Genomic DNA, 17925 nt, shown 5'->3' with positions numbered 1-17925 from the left:
TTACTCGCTAGCTAATATTTTGTATCAACTGCCAACAGTTAGTATGTCATCGCCACTTGAGTGAAACGTCTCAATACATTATCAACAGCATCATCCATATCAAAATAACGGTATTCAGCGAGGCGACCCAGGGAAATCAACTGTGGGAACTGGATTAACTCATCACGATAAGCTTGATAATGCTGCTTGGCCGTGTCTGTAAAGAGCGGGTAATAAGGCTCAAGTCCCTGTTTTGGCTGATAGTCACAGGGATATTCGTATACGATGCTGGTACCGGGATGCACCTGCCCACTGAAATGCTTGAACTCGGTGATCCGCGTGAAGGCTTCTTCATTCGGATAATTGACGGTAGTGGCCGGTTGAAATTGTTCCTGCGTCAGATGGCGATGCTCGAAACGTAGCGAACGATATGGCAGGTTTTCCCCCTCTTCAGGCATCAGCTGGTCCAGCATACCGGTATATATCAAGGGACCATCAAAGGGCTCCTCATCCAAGAGAACCTGCTTCAACCGCCAGTCCAGTCTGACACGCTGCGCCATGGGAGTAGACAACCTCACCTCAATCAGCGGGTTAGCAAGCATGCGCTCAAACATGGCGGTATAGCCATCGGCTGGCATCGCCTGCCAGGGATCGGTGAAATAGCGATCATCCCGACTGACCACCACGGGCACCCGCGCCGTCACCTCGGGAGAAATCTCGTCTGGCGCCACACCCCACTGTTTGCTGGTGTAATTGACGAAGGCTTTCTGATAGATGAAATCGGCCAGCTCACCCAACAGGGGATGCTGTTCTTTTCGCAGCTCCAGGATCGGTACTCTGGCACCGTCACCAAACCGGGTGCGAAGGGTCTCGATCATGGCGCTGGCTTTATCGGCGGGGAAACATCGCTCGATGCTGGTCAGGTTGAACGGGATAGGCACCAATTGCCCGTCGATACGTGACAACACACGATGTTCGTATGGCAACCATTCGGTAAACTGCGACAGGTAATCCCACACCACCTTGCTGTCGGTATGGAAGAGGTGCGGCCCATAACGATGGATCAGCACGCCGTGCTCGTCCTGCTCGTCGAAACAGTTACCGCCGATATGATCGCGCTGCTCCAGCACCAGCACCTTCCAGCCAAGCTGGCTGGCCATTCGCTCAGCCATGACAGCTCCGGAGAGTCCGGCGCCGATAACGATTGCTTGATAGTTCACGCCGCCTCTCCAAACAGTTGTTGCATAACTTGGGATGGGTGGGCCCGATGAGTCCATGCCAGTTGATGCCGCTCATCGAAGAACCAACCCGGCGCCAATTTCGCGACCTCCGCGGCAGACTGCTCGATAAGCTGCGTGAAGCGTACGACGTCATCCTGGCGCAGAAAATAGAGCGCGGCGGAATAGTAGTGATGGGCACGTCCCTGGGCAATGATCACGGGATCAGCATCGAACATAGCGGCATTGTCACAGGCGCGCAGCAGATCGTGCAGCGACTGCTCACGGCGTTCTGCCGACTTGCGGGTCTGCCCACCAAAGCTCTGAGTATGAAAACGGTAACGCCCCAGCGGCTCGGGAATGAAATCCAGAGTCCCTGGGTTGAGGGAGAGATTCAGGATGTGCCAGGGGTAATCAAGGATGATCTTGCACCCTTCATCGATGGCATCAGCCATGCCGTCATAGCGGTGGAACATGATGGAGCTGGCATTGACGAAGACCCCAAAGCGGATCAGCGCCTCCCGCGTCATCACGGGTCCGAGGTAATGGGCGTTGTAGTAATCGCGGGTGAAGAGCTTGATGCGCTCATCGGTCTCATCGTCAAACATCTCCGCTTCATGGTAACAAAGCGTGCAGCCGGGGTGTGTGTCCAGATAGTCAACCTGACGCTGCAGCTTGCCCGGCAAGGCCAGGTCGTCTCCATCCACATAGGCAAGGTAAGCCCCTTGCGCTTCGGCAAGCAGCCGCTTCTGGGTTCTGGCCAGCCCCATGTTCTGTTCATTTTGCAGGGCCCGCAGCCCCGGCCACTGACGTGCCAGCCGCTGCATGATGGACCAGGAGTCATCACTCGAGCCATCATCGATGGCGATCACCTCGAACTCGAAATCAGTTTGCTGTTCAAGCAGGCTGAGCAGGCAGGGTTCGATGAAGCGCGCCAAGTTGTAGACGGGCACCAATACGCTGACTTTCATAGGTAAATCCAAGGAAAAATGAATAGAAAAGAAGCGGATGAGAAAAAATGGGCAAGGCTACTGCACGGCCCCTGTCAACCCTTCCCCTCTCTGTCAGATTTAATGCAAAAGCTATGCCTGGACAAGCTAATCCATTGAAGCTACAGGATTTATGTGAACCATACCCGATTATTCGCGTCGGCTGAGGCCACGGCTGCACAGTTGCAGCATGTCGATACCATCCCAGTGCCATTCGAATGCGAGCGCCTGTCCTGGCGCCACCACCCGGTCAATCCGGCAGGTGGGGGCAGTCGGCAGCACCGCTTCGACCCCGGCCCTGTCACCGCCGACCCAGACGCAGGTCTGCATGTCCCAGGGCTGTGCCAGCAGCTCATTCAGGGTATCGGCCACAAATTCGGCAACTGTACCTCCTCCGACGTGTGCGAGCCGCAGCGTGCTGGTCGGAGTCAATAAGGTGACGCCGGGCAAGCTGGTCACCTTCATTCCCCCCTGCTCGGCGGCATTTTGTTGACTGTGGATGAGCCTCTCCATCGCCAGGGCGGGATCGGCGGCAAAGGGAGCAAACAGGGCTTCCAGCAAGCGCCGGCGCAGTCCCTCGTCGGGTTCACCCAGCCAGCAGAGGGTGGTCGGCGAGGCGCAGGCCTGCTGGTTGAAACGGGTGCTGTCCTGCTGCAAGGCATCCAGCGTCCGTTGCCACTCTTGCGGATCCAGTCCGGCCAGCCAGCGGCTGTCGAGCACCGCCATCGAGCGGCGATCTGGAAATACCACTTCCTGCGCCATTGGTGCCAGGGGAATGGCCCGCACCTGGCGAATGGTCTCGTCGCCGCCCCAGATGATGCGCAGCCGGCAGCGCGCCGACAGCCAGGCGGTGATGCCCTCGTCGTGGTCATAGCGAATGAAGCGGGTACGGGCGGCGATCTCTTGCCATTCACCGAGGCTGAACAGTTCGTTGAGGATCGCCAGCATGGCCTCCTGCTGCGGATCGCGGCGTGACGACAGCCGCACCACGCAGGGGTTGCCCATCAGCAGAGCCACCAGCCAGGAGTAGAAAGCCACCGTCGGCACGTTGGAGGGTACCAGATGAAACGTGACCCCCATCGCTCCCCTTCCCTGCAGTCGCAGGCTCTCTCTGGCCAGCTGGCGTGGTCGCAACCAGAAACCGAACGCGGCCAGGTCGGGATGGCGACGCCCCTCCTGCTGCAATCGGGCTGACAGCGCCGCCACGAAATCGCAGATGACGGGAGCAAAACAGGAGAGTGGCTGCGGGCAAAACGTCTGCCAGCTCCCCGTCGGTGCCACGAAGCTGACGGCCGGCCCCGCCTGCCAGAGCCCGGTTATTCTCCCGGGCGGGATCATTGGAAGGTGTCGCTGCATCCCCTCACCTCGGCGCCAGCCTGGCGCCCCAATACCTGAAAATAACGGCCATGGCGGCCACAGGGGCAATCATCTTCCCCCAGCAGCACGCCGAGATCCTCGGTCAGCAGGCTGTGACCGGGATAACTGCCCGGTATGGCTGAAAGCACCTGCAGCAAGCCTGGTTGGCCTATTGCCAGCGGTTGATGGGTCAACGGGTCACGCACCAGCAAATCGGCAAAGACGGGGGCATGGAGATGCCCCTGCTCACACTCGACGAAGATAGAGCCTACCTGCTCCACCATCCCATAAAAGTTGTGAGCTCGGCTCAGTCCCAGCTGTTCGCGGCAACGGGCCTTGAAAGCGGGATTGTCCACCGCCAGGTGCTGCAATTTTTTCCAGCCACCGCTGTGGAACAAGATGCCCTGCTCCAGTGGCAACTGCAGTCCACGCTCGCGTAGCGGCTCCAACAAGCACTGCCATACCATAAAGGTGAAGCCAAACAGCAGTACGGGCTGACCGGCATATTTCTCGCAGAAGGCTTCGATCACAGGCCAATTGGGACGCATCTGTTCATCAAGGGCATAAGTGTGGTCACGCCCAAGGAAAGAGAGTCCAAGTGCACCGGCGCCACGTGCCGAAAACCCGCTTCGATTCTGGATGAGCGCGGGTTGTTCCACCAGCAGCATGGGCAGGCGCTGTTTACCGACAAACTCCTGCAGGATTTTCACCAGCACCTTGCTTTGCAGGGCAGCGGTCTCTCTGTCCAGCACAATCTGTGACGCAGTCCCCGTGGTGCCCGATGAGGTAAGTACCTTGAACACCTCATCCTCCGGTACGCTTTTCCACCTTGCCAGTTTGAACAGGCGGGCGGCGAGATAGGGCAGCTCGGCGTAAGAGATGGCTTGTCCCCAACCAAACGCCGACAAGACGTTGGCGTATGCGGGGCAAGCCTGCTGATGGCGAGCAGTCAGCTCATTGAGACGCGTCAGCAGCAGAGCCGACTTCTCTCGTTGCGCCAGGCCAAATATTGAAGCATCCAGTAATGCGTTCATGATGCCTCCAGCAACGCCAACAGGGCCGGGTAGTCGACTTTCATGTTGCTGCGACGCGGCAGTGGCTGCACACGGATCAACACGCTGGAAGGGGGGACCTTTAACCAGCCGGCAATCTCCCGTTGCAGTTCGTCACAGGCCATCGGCTCCCCTTCGATGGCCACCAGCAGGCGATCATCCCGACCGGTCGCAGCGCAGAGATAGCCCTGCGCCTGCAGCCAACACTCAACATCCGACAGGCTCACCCGCTTGCCAAAGAGCTTCAGGAAGCGATTGAGACGTCCGGTCAAATAGAACCGTCCCGCCTCGTCGCAACGAGCCAGATCGCCGGTAAAGAGAGACTCCACCTCGCGTCCGTGCGACAGCTCAGCCCAGCCTTCGGCATAACCGAGCATGACGTTGGGACCGTCATAAACCAGCTCCCCCTCCCCTTCGGGCAGTCCCGCTTCGGGGCGCAAGGTGAGATGCCCTCCCGGCACGGCACGGCCAATGGCATCGGGGGCAACCAGCACTTCATCGTGCCCCAGCCAGGCGATGCGTGGTGCAGCCTCGGTCTGGCCATACATGACGAAAAAACGACGCCCCAGCGTCGCGGCCTGACGGGCGAACTGGCTTGCCAGGGCTGGCTCGAGGCGCCCACCGGCCTGAGTCAGGGTCATGAGGCTGGGATAACGGTTCCAATCAAAGCGCAAGCGGTTCAGCATCTGGAAGGTAAATGGGACTCCGGCCACGCTGGTGACCCGATGAATATTGACCTCTTCCCAAAACTGGCGCTCGAGCGGGCTGACCGCACTCTGTACCAGCGAGGCTCCCACCAGCAGATGGCTGTTGAGCACCGACATGCCGAAGGAGTAGTAGAGCGGCAAACTGGTGATCGCCCGCTCCCCAGAGTCCAATGCCAGATACTCGGCGATGGCGGCAGCGTTGGCATTGAGGCTGGCTCGGGAGAGTCGAACCCATTTACTGGATCCCGTGCTGCCAGAGGTGGGCAGCAACAAGGCAAGATCGGCATACAGTGCGGGGGGGTTGCCAAGAGGTAAAAGGTCGCCTTCCGTAGTGACCACCAGGCTCGCGCCGAACCGCTCGCACAGCTCACGCTGCGTCTCCTCATCTTGAGCTGGATCGACCAGCATCACCACATGCCCCTCACGCAGAGCCAGCAGATAATGCAGCAAATGACGGGTTGAGGTAACAAACGGCAGGTAGATGAGCTGGCGCCCCTTCGGGTAGGTCTCGGCAAGCCGCTCTACTCGCTGTGCCAGCTCGCCATAGCTGAGCCAGCCTTCATCGGGATCCCGCCAAGCGGGGGCGCTATTGCCAACGACCAGATGGGTTAGCAAATCGGGTGCACTCAAATCAGCATTCCCCCGTCGACCCCGATCACCTGGCCCGTGACATAGCAGGACATATCCGAGGCCAGGAACAGGGCCACCTTTGCCACCTCGTCCGGAGTGCCGATACGCCCCATGGCGATGCTGGCCACCCGTTCGTCAAACTTGGCGGATGGCAACGAACGCGCCATGTCGGTATCGATAAAACCTGGGGCGATGGCATTGACCCGGATCTGGCTTGCGGCCAGCTCCTTGGCCAGAGACTGGGTAATGCCAATCACCGCCGCCTTGCTGCCGGCATAGCTGCTGAGTCCGGCCGCCCCTACGCATCCCATCAAAGAAGCCATATTGATGATGCTGCCACCGCCACTACGCTGCATCAGGCGAGCAGCATACTGACTGCAATAGAGCACACTGAAGGCGTTGTGACTGAACGTCTTGTCCAGCTGCGCCTGGCTGACCATGCCAAGCAGGGCATCCTCAAGCACTCCGGCGTTGTTGACCAGTACATCCAGCTGGCGAGTCTGGGAAAACAGTTGCTGGAAAGCTTGCTTGACCGCCTGCGGCTCGGCCACATCGAAACACAAGGGCTGACAGGGAACACCAAACTCGGTGGTTAGCTCTGCCGCGACCCGGCACAGAGCGGATTCATCACGTCCCCCCAACCACAGCTCGGCCCCCTGTGCGGCGAACTGGCGAGCGATGGCCAGACCGATGCCGCGCCCGGCGCCGGTGATCAGCGCCCGCTTGCCCCGCAACAGCGTCATCATTAGAGAGCGGCCTCGTATTTGGCCAGGATCTCGCGAGCTTTGGCGACCGAGCTCATGTCGATGATGTCATCGGTATCGAGCAGGACGCCGTAGTGATCCTCCAGGTGAGCAATCAAGCCCATATGCGCGACAGAATCCCACTGAGGGATGCTGTTGTAGGCCAATGTATCACTGACGGTATTGAGCTCGATCCCCAGGGCATCGGCAAAAACCTGTTCCAAAGATATTGTCATCTGAAAAATCTCCGCAGCCGTTCGCGGGCAGCATAATAATCCACAGGATTTAGCTCAAGCGAGACAAACCCACTATCATAGCCCAATTGACGATAGCCCAATTGCTCATTCAAACGTAAGGCAGCATCATTGCCTTCCCGCACCAGGGTTCGGATAAGGCCAATATTCAAGCCATCGAATGCCTGATCCAGTTGTGACAAGGCAGCGGCAATGCCCAGCATGGGGTGACGTACAGGAGATGTGCCCAGATAGAGGCCTGCATCTGCCATGGCCTGAGACTGCAAACTGCCTCTGTGCGCCCCTTTCAGGTTGACATAGCCCGCCCGCATCCCCTTGCACCAGAGCACCCAATGACGCTGATCCGGCCGTTCTTGGCTGGCAACGAACCACTGCCGCTGCTGGTGAGGAGAAACAAGCGCCTGGTCAACCATTTGCAAGCGCACTTCATCCCGATTGCGCCAGCGTCTCAGGATGGGCAAGTCCCAGGGTTCCAGCGGACGCAATTCGACACCGTAGCTCATGCTTGGTACCACTTATTGTTCACGACTTGCCTAGGTTATCGACCACAATGGGGCAACTCCGTAGCAAAAATCAGTAATATTCGTTAGAAAGTCGATATAATATCAAAAATAATCAATGAGTTGTCCGCAATAATCTCGACAATCACCACATCTTGAGAGAGTTTGTATCATGGCCATCGCCATCATTCCGGCCCGAGGCGGCAGCAAGCGTATTCCACACAAGAACATCCGCGCATTCTGTGGCCAACCCATGCTTGCTTACGCCATCAATGCGGCCCGTGCAGCTGGGTGCTTCAGCCATATCGTGGTCTCCACCGATGATGAGGAAGTAGCCGGCGTTGCGCGTGAACTCGGTGCCGAGGTACCTTTTTTACGTGCCGCCAACCTCGCTGATGATCATACCGGCACCACCCCCGTGGTGATCGATGCCATCCGGCAACTCGACCACCTGGGCATGACCGCCGAACACTATTGCTGCATCTATGCCACTGTCCCCCTCATCCAGGCCGATGACCTAAAGCGTGCACATCAGTATCTGCTCGCGAGTCAGGCCCCCTTCGTTTACACGGTCGCGGAGTTTGGCTTCCCCATTCAACGAGCGGTACGCATGGATGAACGAGGATGCGTCACTCCCTTCTGGCCCGAGCAGATGGCCCTGCGTTCCCAGGATCTGGAGCCTGCCTATCAAGATGCGGGGCAGTTCTATTGGGGAAGTCGTGCAGCCTGGCTGGGGAACATCAGTCCGGTAGGTGGCAACGGCGTAGGCCATATCTTGCCAAGGCACAGGGTGGTCGATATCGATACGCCTGAGGATTGGCACCTGGCCGAGCTACTCTATCGGGCGTTGCAACAGCATGACGCTTGAGGTCGCGTTTCGGCTCGACGCAGGCCCCGAGATAGGGTTGGGCCATCTGATGCGCTGCCTGGCCATCGCCGATCGATTGCAAGTGGCGGGGGCCGAGTGTCACTTTCTTTGCCATGAATTGCCATCTCACCTGCAATCCCTACTCAAGCAACACCGCTATCACCCTCTTGCTGCACTGGATGATGTGGGCCCCTTGCCTCATTTACGACCCGCCTGGCTTGTCATCGATCACTACGTCATCGCACAGTCCCTTGAAGCCTCTCTGGCCCAGCACTGCGGTCAATTGCTCGTACTCGACGATCTGGCAGATAGGCCACACCACAGTCAATTGCTGCTGGATCAGGGGCCCTTGCGCACCAAGGCCGACTATCAGACCCTGATCCCTGACAATTGCCGACTGCTGCTCGGTACGGATTATGCGCTGCTGCGCCCTGCCTATCGCCAGCTTGCTCGCCGAAACATCGCCCAATGGCGGCGTGGTCTCATCTGCTTTGGCGGCGCCGACCCGGCCGGTGCTTGTCTCATCACCCTCAATACCTTGGCCCAATTGCCTTGGGCAAAAAACATGTCGTGGACTCTGGTGGCCGGCTCGGCCAATCCTCTATGGGACCAGTTGCAGCAAAAAGTGGCCGAGCAGCCCGATCTTCACATCGATTTGTTGCGCCAAAGCGATCAGATGGCACTGCTGATGGCGCGGCACGATTTTGCCATCGGTGCGGCAGGTGGCATGACTTGGGAGCGAGCCTGCCTCGGGCTGCCAACCCTGGCGGTCCCCATCGTCGACAACCAGCAGTTCAACGATGAAGTGATCGCCCGCTTCCAGCTGGCCGAACGCATGACGCTAAGTGAGCTGGCCGAACCGGCACGCCTCGAGCAGGCCTTGCTTTCACTCGAACGGCGAGCTGAGGTCTATCGTCAACGTGGTCAGCAACAAGTGGATGGATTGGGGCTCGATCGTCTCATTGCCTGGTTGCTGCCTCAGACCAACTATCAACTGCTGCCAGAGGGGCAAGCGTGGCAACTTCTGCATAAAGGGATGCCACTACTCAATCTAGAACTCGCCGGCCAACAACTGCATTGGCAGGCACATCGCCCACTCAGATCCGAAGATTGGCAAGAGCTGGCACATCGCTTGCTAATCATTTTCTCTCATTTTCCACTCTATCTTGCCAACCCGCCGCAAGTGACGCCGCCCTCCCCCTGGTTGTCGGCGCCATCTGGTTGGCTACTTGGCGCAGGAACCTAATCACAGATGCAGATTGCCCATCAATCCATCGGCCCGACTCAGCGCCCCTATGTGATCGCCGAATTGTCGGCCAATCACAACGGAGACCTGACTCGCGCCCTGGCCATCATGACCGCGGCCAAGGAGGCGGGAGCCAGTGCAGTCAAACTGCAAACCTATCGTCCCGATACCATCACTCTCAAAAGCGATCGCCCCGAATTCCAGATCCATGGCGGCTTGTGGGATGGCCACAGTCTGTATGACCTCTACGAGTGGGCTCATACCCCTTGGGAGTGGCATCAGGCACTGTTTGCCAAGGGACGTGAGCTGGGGCTCACGGTTTTCAGCAGCCCATTCGATTTCAGCGCTGTCGATCTGCTCGAATCGCTAGAGTGCCCGGCCTACAAGATCGCCTCTTTCGAATTGGTTGACCTGCCCCTCATCCGTCATGCCGCGCAGACCGGCAAACCCCTCATCATGTCCACCGGCATGGCAAATGAAGCCGAGATCGCCGCTGCGGTCGAGATGGCGCTCAAGCACGGCAATGGCCAGCTGGCCCTGCTGCACTGCGTCAGCGGCTACCCGGCGCCGGCGGCTGAGTACAACCTGCATGCAATCCCCATGATGCGCCAGCGCTTCGGAGTCGAAGTGGGTCTCTCCGATCACACCCTGGGTGCAGCCACTGCCATTGCTGCCACTGCCCTTGGAGCCACCGTCATCGAGAAGCACTTCACCCTGGCACGCGCCGATGGCGGGCCGGATTGCGCCTTCTCCATGGAACCCGCAGAGTTAACCGAGCTTGTGACCTCGGTCAATACAGCCCATACCGCACTCGGTGTCGCCGATTATCAGCTCACCCCCAGCGAGCAGGACAACCGCGCATTTCGCCGCTCTCTCTATCTGATCAAGGAGATAGCCGCTGGAGAGCGCCTGACCGAGGCTCATATCAAATCGGTCCGACCGGCCCTTGGCCTCCCCCCTGCCGATTACGATCGCCTGCTCGGCAAGCGGGTCACCCGGAGTATGGACGCCAACCAACCGCTGAACTGGGAGTGGATAGCACAGGATGAATGAAGAGTTGCTTCGCCATCAGCTGGCGATGATAGAAGAACGCTGGCCCACTCTGGCCATCACGCTATCCAATGCCCAATTGGGGGAGCTGCAGGTCGAACTGTGCGAAGGCGCGGGGAGCACGCTCCTGGTCAATCATATTCAGCTCAGCAGCCGCCATGACCGTATCGCGGAGGCGCAGTTGCAGGCCAACAGCCTGCCAGATGCGCGTGAACTACATCTCTATGGTACTGCCCTTGGGGATTTGCCTCCTCTTTTGCTGGCCCGCCCGGATCTGGAACGACTGCATATCCACATCCTGAACCACGCCTTGTTTACACTGCTGCTGGCATTGCTGGAAATGGAGTGGCTGCAAGATCCCAGGATCCAGCTCAGTCTGGCCAGTGATGAAACTGAAATCTCATTGCCCTTCTTCGCCATCCCCAGTGAGCTGGAACTGGCGGAGACAACCGCCAGCCGTATCCGTGGCCGATTGATCAGTGAAATCTCGGCCGAGTATACCAAGTTGAGATTTTCGCCGGACTCAGCACGTGTCCAGTCCAGACTCACTGAAAACCTGCCATTGATACGTTCGGACGGTGACGTTACCAGTCTGTTTGATTCAGCCCCTCACGGGACGGCGCTGGTCATCGCCAGTGGTCCGACACTGCAGCAACACCTCTCCCGCTTGGCGGCATTGCTCGACCGCCATCCAGACTGGCAATTGCTCTGTGTTGATACCGCATTGGCCCCGTTAAGGCAGCATCACATCACTCCTCATCTGGTTGTCTGCATCGACGACAGCTTGACCCAGAACCATCTGGCCAGTGACGGTCTCATCACAGTGCCCCTAGTTTATAGCCCCATGGTACCTAACGTCACATTGAACAGCTGGCCCGGGCCAAGGCTCACCGCCTATTCCATCAGCCCCATGTACCAGAGCCTGCGCGAGTTACTGCCCAAAGGGGTGCTGCATCAAGGTGGGAGCGTCCTGCATCCTGCAGTCGATCTCGCCGTCAACATGGGCTGCAGCGACATAATCCTGCTGGGTTGCGACTTCGCTTTTCCGGGAGGGCAGACCCACACCGGCTGGCAGGATGGTGCACTCGGACCAACCGCTCACCAGACGTTCAGCTGGACACTGGATGGCCACGGTCATCGAGTGGCAACCAATCCCAATTTCACCACTTATCAGATTGAGCTGGAACGCTACATCGCCAAGCATCCGCAGACTCGCTTCTGGAATACCAGCCGTGATGGCGCGGCGATCCTGGGGAGTCATTATCATCCGGAGTTTGTATCATGAGTCTGCGACAAGAGTGCATCAACCTGGCCCAGCGCTTCCGACTGGGTCATCATCTGGAAAGTGCGCAACATTTGCCTGTGTTGATTGAGAAAGTGCTGACCACAATTCCCGTGTCTCAGCATGCAAATATTGCCGGCATGGTCGCGGCAATGTTGGCTTGCCAGGAGCGTGGCGACTGGCTGGGACTGGCCGACTGGCTGGAAGGTGAGCTAGTGATGCTGTTGGACTCGGCAACCCAAGAGGGCCGTGATCAATGATCAGGCCCTCTTAAGGCACTCTATTTGAATACGTTCAGCCCCACAAAATAAGCGGTATCATGCCGCTCTAGTGCATCGGCGTAGATGCTCTTCGCATCGTCAAAGAACTGCTCCAGTATGCCAATGGCGACATCCAGTTTTTCGGCAAGTGCTGTCGCATCACTATTCATCTCGGCAAGCATCAAGCTGATGATATTGGCGTAGAAGTAGTTCAGTGATCCAATCAGAACCCGATACAGATGCCCCTCATTGCTCATCAGGAGATAAAGCAGATAATCGTGGTGTCGTTGCATCATCAGTTGAATGGTATTGTGTTCACGATCCACATTCTGCCAGTCATGGCGCAATTTCTCGATGATCTCATGAAACAGCGGTACGTTGATGGCAGCCTGGAAATCGATGCTGGTAACATCAAATGACTGGAAACAATTAGTCAGGATCTCATCAACGACGGCCCGCTTGTCAATATCAAACCAGTTCGGTATCAATGCCTCGACACGGCGGGGAGAAGCCCCCTTGATATAAGCCCCATCACTGCTATTGATGCAATGTACATCAGGATGAGTCGCTAGCACCTGCTCCATATTATGGATTGCCAGTCCGAACAGATGGTTTATACGAACCTCTCCACCAAAATTGGCTCGGGCTGGGAAGGTGTCTTTCAGGTTCTGTTGGTACTTTGCCTCTTGTTTTTCATTGTAATAAAGGCTTAGTTTGGAATGGTGTTTGTCCGCCGATTTATAGCCATTATCGATACCAAATAGATATACTTCCTTGAATCCTAACAGTGCGGCATAATTCACTCCCGTATTTCCTACGAAAGGATTGGAGTACTGAATAGCTTCATACTCAAACTTTGACCCAAAACGCGTGGACAATATTTTATACATGGGTTCATTGGGCTTGAATGCTATCCCTGTTTTACGGAAGAATTCCTTGCACTCAGGATGAATGACATCGACACTCAGAAAGACACAATCTTTGATGAAGTCATCTGCATTCAATATTCGCAGAAAATCGGCCGAACTTTTGGTGCGTTCGACGGCAACATAAATATCAGGCTTGATATCAGCCTTATAGAGGGCACTCACCGCCGTACCACAGGCAATAATGATGGCCTGATGCTGATGTTGCCGAATAAAATCGATACTTTGATCCAGTGAAGGACCATTGCCTACCACAAAGACCGGCAATGTCGCAGCCAGCCTGGTGTCTCGGTCCCGCTTCAAGAATGGGGTACCGTCTTGCAGGTGTGTATGGCTGTGGGCTAATGCGTACACATTGTCATCGAAAAATCCCCAACCGGTTCTGAGCAAGTAGAATTCATTTTCGACTTGCTGAATAAGGGCATCCAACTTGGGGGAATGGTAGTGACGGAAAGAGAAGTATGCGGCTGACCAAAAAGCGCCCTTGCGATGCAAGGCCTCCATCATGTCTGCAGCTAATAACTTCTCGTCAACACCGATGAATAGATGCAGAGTCAGAGACTCTTGCTCCATATATGTCAGCAATGCATGCCAATCAAAACAGAACAGCGAGGCATAGAACAGGTCAAGGTCTGGCTCAAAAGCAAACAGATTCCTTATCTTGCATCGCTCGTAAAGATAACCCAGTTGATAACCGAGTCCTACACCATACATCAATGACAAAGGAATATCCGTGCTCGAGGCATCTTTGAGTTGTGGACTGCCCTGGCTGGATTTCTGCTTTAGCTTTGAAATTTCATTGTTGTACTTGATATGAATTTGATCGTCAAAATACCATTGCGGGGCGAAGTCAATACACTGTAACGTACTCTGTTCGAGCACTTCAGTGATTTGGTGTTGTGCATCGGCGAAGGGGTCTTCACCATAGAGTGCTATTTCAGTATCCAGCCACAGAAGATTGGGAATGCCATTTTCATTGCAGAAGAAGCGAAATGGACGCACCGGCTGATAATCCACGAAAAAATCATGAATATCTGGCATGTATTTCTTGAAGGCTTCCATGTTGTTTTGAAAGCGCAGTGGCAACATCTGGACCATCGCCGCTTCTTGTTCATGCTGCTGGCTCAACCGAGAAAGCTCTGCTTCTATTTCGCCAATCTTCTGTGTGATATCCATCAGTCGTTATCCTGCGTGTTTCTTGTACAACTCGGTCGCTCGTCCTGCCTTTGACAGACTCAACAGCTCGGTTTCTATTTGGCTTCTTTCTCTTTCGACCAGAGCCAGCAAGTCTTTAAACTGCAGCAGCACTTGCCGTCCTTCATGCTGCAAAGCATGAGGTTTCGCATCGCTGAAATGTTCATCCAGCCCTGAGAGATAAGTATCCATCAAGGCCTCGACATCGCTGGGGGGGCTGACTGTCAGCATGGTCCGGATCCTCTCCCCCAAGGTATGAAGTTCTGCCAGCTCGGTAGGCATCACTCGACCTTCTCTGATTGTTGACGGGCAAGTGCCTGCGCACGTTCTTCCGCTGGGATTGCATCCCAGCCACTCTTGATGGTCAACATCAGCTGACCGACTTCGTCCAGTGGCGTCGTATCCATGCTGCGGCTGGCATCCTGCAGACGCTGTTTCATGTAGTCATAGAGTGCAAACAGATCTTCCGGCACCTTGCCATAGGAGAGATCCAAGGCATCTTGCAGGCCATTGATAAGTGCCATGCATTTGGAGATGGCAACCGATTTCCCTTCAAAATCCTTGCGCTCTATCGCCCCTTTCGACTGGGCGATACGCTCGACACAACCTTGCATCATCAACTGGATGACACGATGAGGATCCGCGACCGCCATCTCGGCTTGCAGACTTTGAGTGGTATAGGCTTTGATATTCTTGCGATACATGACAACTCCCCTCATTCGGGATCGTGATGGAGATAAATCAGGAAGATGAAGAGCCGGATGTATTAATGAGGCTCAGATAAGAGGCCGACTGATTCATCTTGGCAAGCAGGGTGTCCAGCCCACCATAGCGAGCACGCAGGTTGGCTTCATACTTCACCAGTTGAGCAGAGGCATCCGCTTCTTTTTGGGCTAGCGTACGTAGATCTGCATTAAGAGAGTCTTCTCGCTGGGCCAGTAAACCGCCGGTCTTGGAATAGCCCTCCAGAGCTGTAGCCATTTTTCCCGCCACACCATTTTCACCACCAAAGATGGCGACGACCTGCTCAAAGTTTTTGTCCAACGCCTCATCGAACTTCTCACTATCCAGGGAGAGGACCCCCTTGTTGTCCATCTTCACACCAAGCTGGAAAATAGTGGAGAAGGTGCTCGAATTATCAGAAGGAGAGATGATGGTATTGCTCATCAGGTTGGTCACACTGCGAGTGACCGAGTCACCAGCGAGAGCGCCCCCATCGTCTTTGCTCTGACCAGCCACCATGGTATTACGCTTGCCCAAGGCTTCTGTCTTGCTCACCAAGCTGTTATAGCCATCGATAAAGCTCTTGACCATGGCTTTGATGCCATCTTTATCGGTCGATACATCTACCTTGTTGGATTTTTTGGAACCATCCGTCTCTTTATCTGACTCACGCAGCACTGTGACCTTCAAACCCATGATGGTGCCATCGAAGGTGTTGGTATCACTGGTCAGCGTGCTGCCATCGACATTGATCTCGGCGCTGCCCGCGTCCTGGGTTTGGGTCAAAGAGGAGGCGAAGTTGCTCAGGCCGGTCGTGTTGCCACTGATCTGAAGATCCTTGCCGGTACCGCTCACACCAGAATCCATCACCAGCTTGGCCTTGCCATCCGAGGTATTGATGATGTTGGCGGTCAGACCGAAGTTATCACCATGGTTGTTGATCTTCTTGCGCACGCTCTGCAACGAGTCACCGGCTTTGACATCCACGGAGAAGGTCTTGTCCCCAGCCTTGAAGGTCATGGTGCCATCTTCGGTGATCAAGGGGTCAGTGGAGCTGTCAAAGGTCCCTTCAAACTTACTGGTCGTTGCCAGTTTATTGACGGTGATATTGTACTGACCATTGGAGGAACCAGCCTTGCTCTCCACCTTGAGGATCGGGTTGTCCTTGTCCTGGGTGATGTTGACGGCACGCTTGTTGAACGCATCCGTCTTGGCCATGTCTTTGAGTGTGGTGACATAGGCAGCAATGGCCGATTTCAGCTGACCCACACCAGACAGAGTGATCTGAGCATTGGTTTTCTTGGTGGTGATTGGTTGCTGAAGCTGAGCTTTCCTCGCATTCAGACTCGCGCTGATCACACTCTCCAGATCGATATTAGACCCGGCCCCTGCCGACGTTATCGTTGCCATTGTCTTGCCTCCTCATTCACGATGACCGGTTCATATCTCGCTATCAAACAGCAAACCTCTCCTGGGATTGGCTCCGGCCTCTCCTTGGCGTAAAGCTTGGATCCGCTTGTTGATGGCAATCAACTCTTCACTGGGGATCTGACGGATCATTGACTTCGTCTCAGCATCCATGACCTTGATCACCACCTGACCAAGCTCTTTCTCCACGCTGAAGTTGACCGTCCATCCTTGTAACTGGCTGAACTCCTGCAAGTTCTGTACCTGTTTCTCGATATCTGCCTGGCTCTGCTTCATCGAAGGTGTCAACTCCTTTGACCCCTGCTTGCCTTGATGCGCAATGCCGGCATCTTCCACTCCGCCAGAAAGCAATTGAGCGGCCACTTGGCCGCTCTTGTCACTTAGCTGTACGGAAGAGCCACTGGCAGATGACAAGTTGCCCAGTTCTGTTGTCATCTTTTCTCTCCCATTTCAATTAGCCTGTCAGGCTGGTGGCTTTAGCCGAGCAGAGACAGGGCTGATTGTGGACGCTGGTTGGCCTGAGCCAGGATGCTGGAAGCCGCCTGTTGCAGGATATTTTGCTTGGTCATGTTGGCCGTTTCAGTCGCAAAGTCCGCATCGCGAATACGTGAACGGGCTGCGCTCAGGTTTTCTGAGACGTTGGACTGGTTGCGGATAGTCGAGTCAAAACGGTTCTGGACCGCACCCAGCTCGGCACGCTTGCTATCCACGGCCTGGATCATGAAGTCCAGATTGGCCATGGCAGATTGCGCAGCACTGGCCGTGGTAATGGAATTCATATTCGCAACATCTACAGGACCGCTTCCATTGGTCACACTGTAGGGCTCTTTCCCTGTCCCTGTCGCGACGGTGGCACTGCCCTTGGTAGCAGAGGCAATACCGCTGATGGTGAAAGCGGAGGTCATCTTGAAGGTGATGGTCTGACCGGCATCGGCACCCACCTGGAAGGACCCTTTGTAGCTACCATCGAGCAGCTTCTGGCCACCGAAAGTGGTATCGCTGGAGATACGATCGATCTCCGTGGTCAGTTGGTCGTATTCCTGCTGCAGTGCGGTACGGTCATCGGAGTTGTTAGAGCCGTTGGCAGATTGCTGGGCCAGGGTACGCATACGTTGCAGCATGGAAGTCACTTCATCCATGGCACCTTCAGCGGTCTGGGCGACGGAGATACCGTCGTTGGCGTTACGGTTGCCCTGGTCCAGACCGTTGACCTGGGAGGTCAAGCGGTTGGAGATCTGCAGACCCGCCGCATCGTCTTTTGCCGTGTTGATGCGCAGACCGGACGCCAGACGGGTGTAAGAGGTATCCAACGATTTATTGGTGTTCATCAAGTTACGCTGGGCGTTCAATGATGATGTGTTGGTATTGATATACATAGCCATAAAAGATCTCTCCTGATGAACAAGAAACTGCGGGCTCTGCTGTCGATACAGTCAGGATCCCACCGTTCAGATGGACAGTTTGAACGGACTGTGCCATCTGGCGGGTCCTCTGTTTGAACGGACACAGGACCCGCAGTTG

Annotated in this window: 19 protein-coding genes; 5 read left to right on the top strand and 14 right to left on the bottom strand. The window is 55.9% G+C overall.

The window, feature by feature from the left end; all coding sequences use genetic code 11:
• Positions 1-38 precede the first annotated feature (38 nt).
• The 8 genes from glf to ABNP46_RS07485 form a co-directional block, all read right to left on the bottom strand.
• Positions 39-1199, bottom strand: a complete 1161-nt coding sequence (glf, locus tag ABNP46_RS07520) for a UDP-galactopyranose mutase (RefSeq protein ID WP_349921781.1) — start codon at positions 1197-1199, stop codon at positions 39-41.
• Positions 1196-2179 carry a glycosyltransferase family 2 protein gene (locus tag ABNP46_RS07515; RefSeq protein WP_349921780.1) on the bottom strand — a complete coding sequence of 328 codons (984 nt, stop codon included), beginning with the start codon at positions 2177-2179 and terminating at the stop codon, positions 1196-1198. Before ABNP46_RS07515 ends, glf begins: the two co-directional genes overlap by 4 nt.
• A gap of 156 nt (positions 2180-2335) precedes the next feature.
• Positions 2336-3523: an acyl-CoA reductase gene (locus ABNP46_RS07510; protein ID WP_434476193.1), complete on the bottom strand. Its 1188-nt coding sequence runs from the start codon at positions 3521-3523 to the stop codon at positions 2336-2338.
• Positions 3520-4575 (bottom strand): acyl-protein synthetase, encoded by a 1056-nt coding sequence (locus tag ABNP46_RS07505; protein WP_349921778.1) that lies wholly within the window; start codon positions 4573-4575, stop codon positions 3520-3522. The genes ABNP46_RS07510 and ABNP46_RS07505 overlap by 4 nt, the downstream gene beginning before the upstream one ends.
• Entirely contained in the window at positions 4572-5930 is a 1359-nt protein-coding gene (locus ABNP46_RS07500) for an AMP-binding protein (protein WP_349921777.1), read from the bottom strand. Before ABNP46_RS07500 ends, ABNP46_RS07505 begins: the two co-directional genes overlap by 4 nt.
• Entirely contained in the window at positions 5927-6676 is a 750-nt protein-coding gene (locus tag ABNP46_RS07495; RefSeq protein WP_349921776.1) for an SDR family NAD(P)-dependent oxidoreductase, read from the bottom strand. The genes ABNP46_RS07500 and ABNP46_RS07495 overlap by 4 nt, the downstream gene beginning before the upstream one ends.
• Positions 6676-6909, bottom strand: coding sequence for an acyl carrier protein (locus ABNP46_RS07490; RefSeq protein ID WP_349921775.1), 234 nt, complete (start codon positions 6907-6909; stop codon positions 6676-6678). Before ABNP46_RS07490 ends, ABNP46_RS07495 begins: the two co-directional genes overlap by 1 nt.
• The gene (locus ABNP46_RS07485; RefSeq protein WP_349921774.1) at positions 6906-7442 is read right to left on the bottom strand and encodes a GNAT family N-acetyltransferase; all 537 of its coding nucleotides are present in this window, start codon (positions 7440-7442) and stop codon (positions 6906-6908) included. Before ABNP46_RS07485 ends, ABNP46_RS07490 begins: the two co-directional genes overlap by 4 nt.
• A gap of 157 nt (positions 7443-7599) precedes the next feature.
• Between ABNP46_RS07485 and pseF the strand changes: the two genes are divergently transcribed.
• The 5 genes from pseF to ABNP46_RS07460 are packed head-to-tail and all read left to right on the top strand — an operon-like array spanning position 7600 to position 12133.
• Positions 7600-8295 carry a pseudaminic acid cytidylyltransferase gene (gene pseF / locus ABNP46_RS07480; protein ID WP_349921773.1) on the top strand — a complete coding sequence of 232 codons (696 nt, stop codon included), beginning with the start codon at positions 7600-7602 and terminating at the stop codon, positions 8293-8295.
• Positions 8285-9541, top strand: coding sequence for a UDP-2,4-diacetamido-2,4,6-trideoxy-beta-L-altropyranose hydrolase (gene pseG, locus ABNP46_RS07475; RefSeq protein ID WP_349921772.1), 1257 nt, complete (start codon positions 8285-8287; stop codon positions 9539-9541). Before pseF ends, pseG begins: the two co-directional genes overlap by 11 nt.
• 6 nt (positions 9542-9547) lie before the next feature.
• Entirely contained in the window at positions 9548-10594 is a 1047-nt protein-coding gene (gene pseI, locus ABNP46_RS07470) for a pseudaminic acid synthase (RefSeq protein WP_349921771.1), read from the top strand.
• The gene (locus ABNP46_RS07465; RefSeq protein ID WP_349921770.1) at positions 10587-11876 is read left to right on the top strand and encodes a motility associated factor glycosyltransferase family protein; all 1290 of its coding nucleotides are present in this window, start codon (positions 10587-10589) and stop codon (positions 11874-11876) included. Before pseI ends, ABNP46_RS07465 begins: the two co-directional genes overlap by 8 nt.
• Positions 11873-12133: a hypothetical protein gene (locus ABNP46_RS07460; protein WP_349921769.1), complete on the top strand. Its 261-nt coding sequence runs from the start codon at positions 11873-11875 to the stop codon at positions 12131-12133. Before ABNP46_RS07465 ends, ABNP46_RS07460 begins: the two co-directional genes overlap by 4 nt.
• A 20-nt stretch (positions 12134-12153) precedes the next feature.
• Here the strand turns inward: ABNP46_RS07460 and ABNP46_RS07455 are convergent, their stop codons facing one another.
• The 6 genes from ABNP46_RS07455 to flaB are packed head-to-tail and all read right to left on the bottom strand — an operon-like array spanning position 12154 to position 17786.
• The gene (locus ABNP46_RS07455; protein ID WP_349921768.1) at positions 12154-14235 is read right to left on the bottom strand and encodes a motility associated factor glycosyltransferase family protein; all 2082 of its coding nucleotides are present in this window, start codon (positions 14233-14235) and stop codon (positions 12154-12156) included.
• 6 nt (positions 14236-14241) lie between these two features.
• Complete coding sequence (locus tag ABNP46_RS07450) at positions 14242-14484, bottom strand: hypothetical protein (protein WP_349921767.1); 243 nt, start codon at positions 14482-14484, stop codon at positions 14242-14244.
• A gap of 50 nt (positions 14485-14534) precedes the next feature.
• Positions 14535-14957: a flagellar export chaperone FliS gene (gene fliS, locus ABNP46_RS07445; RefSeq protein ID WP_349921766.1), complete on the bottom strand. Its 423-nt coding sequence runs from the start codon at positions 14955-14957 to the stop codon at positions 14535-14537.
• Positions 14958-14994: 37 nt separating this feature from the next.
• Positions 14995-16386 carry a flagellar filament capping protein FliD gene (gene fliD, locus ABNP46_RS07440; protein WP_349921765.1) on the bottom strand — a complete coding sequence of 464 codons (1392 nt, stop codon included), beginning with the start codon at positions 16384-16386 and terminating at the stop codon, positions 14995-14997.
• A gap of 30 nt (positions 16387-16416) precedes the next feature.
• Positions 16417-16839 carry a flagellar protein FlaG gene (locus ABNP46_RS07435; RefSeq protein ID WP_349921764.1) on the bottom strand — a complete coding sequence of 141 codons (423 nt, stop codon included), beginning with the start codon at positions 16837-16839 and terminating at the stop codon, positions 16417-16419.
• Between the two features lie 41 nt (positions 16840-16880).
• Positions 16881-17786: a flagellin B gene (gene flaB, locus ABNP46_RS07430; RefSeq protein ID WP_349921763.1), complete on the bottom strand. Its 906-nt coding sequence runs from the start codon at positions 17784-17786 to the stop codon at positions 16881-16883.
• Positions 17787-17925 lie beyond the last annotated feature (139 nt).

This window comes from Aeromonas veronii (assembly GCF_040215105.1).
Classification (GTDB): domain Bacteria; phylum Pseudomonadota; class Gammaproteobacteria; order Enterobacterales; family Aeromonadaceae; genus Aeromonas; species Aeromonas veronii_G.
Note: the sequence above shows the minus strand (reverse complement) of the source record. Positions and strands in the feature narration are given on the sequence as shown.

Coding starts and splice junctions, on each gene's coding strand:
- ABNP46_RS07510 (WP_434476193.1), bottom strand. CDS start 3,523: ATGATCCCGCCCGGGAGAATAACCGGGCTCTGGCAGGCGGGGCCGGCC.
- ABNP46_RS07505 (WP_349921778.1), bottom strand. CDS start 4,575: ATGAACGCATTACTGGATGCTTCAATATTTGGCCTGGCGCAACGAGAG.
- ABNP46_RS07495 (WP_349921776.1), bottom strand. CDS start 6,676: ATGATGACGCTGTTGCGGGGCAAGCGGGCGCTGATCACCGGCGCCGGG.
- ABNP46_RS07490 (WP_349921775.1), bottom strand. CDS start 6,909: ATGACAATATCTTTGGAACAGGTTTTTGCCGATGCCCTGGGGATCGAG.
- pseF (WP_349921773.1), top strand. CDS start 7,600: ATGGCCATCGCCATCATTCCGGCCCGAGGCGGCAGCAAGCGTATTCCA.
- pseG (WP_349921772.1), top strand. CDS start 8,285: ATGACGCTTGAGGTCGCGTTTCGGCTCGACGCAGGCCCCGAGATAGGG.
- pseI (WP_349921771.1), top strand. CDS start 9,548: ATGCAGATTGCCCATCAATCCATCGGCCCGACTCAGCGCCCCTATGTG.
- ABNP46_RS07465 (WP_349921770.1), top strand. CDS start 10,587: ATGAATGAAGAGTTGCTTCGCCATCAGCTGGCGATGATAGAAGAACGC.
- ABNP46_RS07460 (WP_349921769.1), top strand. CDS start 11,873: ATGAGTCTGCGACAAGAGTGCATCAACCTGGCCCAGCGCTTCCGACTG.
- ABNP46_RS07455 (WP_349921768.1), bottom strand. CDS start 14,235: ATGGATATCACACAGAAGATTGGCGAAATAGAAGCAGAGCTTTCTCGG.
- ABNP46_RS07450 (WP_349921767.1), bottom strand. CDS start 14,484: ATGCTGACAGTCAGCCCCCCCAGCGATGTCGAGGCCTTGATGGATACT.
- fliS (WP_349921766.1), bottom strand. CDS start 14,957: ATGTATCGCAAGAATATCAAAGCCTATACCACTCAAAGTCTGCAAGCC.
- fliD (WP_349921765.1), bottom strand. CDS start 16,386: ATGGCAACGATAACGTCGGCAGGGGCCGGGTCTAATATCGATCTGGAG.
- ABNP46_RS07435 (WP_349921764.1), bottom strand. CDS start 16,839: ATGACAACAGAACTGGGCAACTTGTCATCTGCCAGTGGCTCTTCCGTA.
- flaB (WP_349921763.1), bottom strand. CDS start 17,786: ATGGCTATGTATATCAATACCAACACATCATCATTGAACGCCCAGCGT.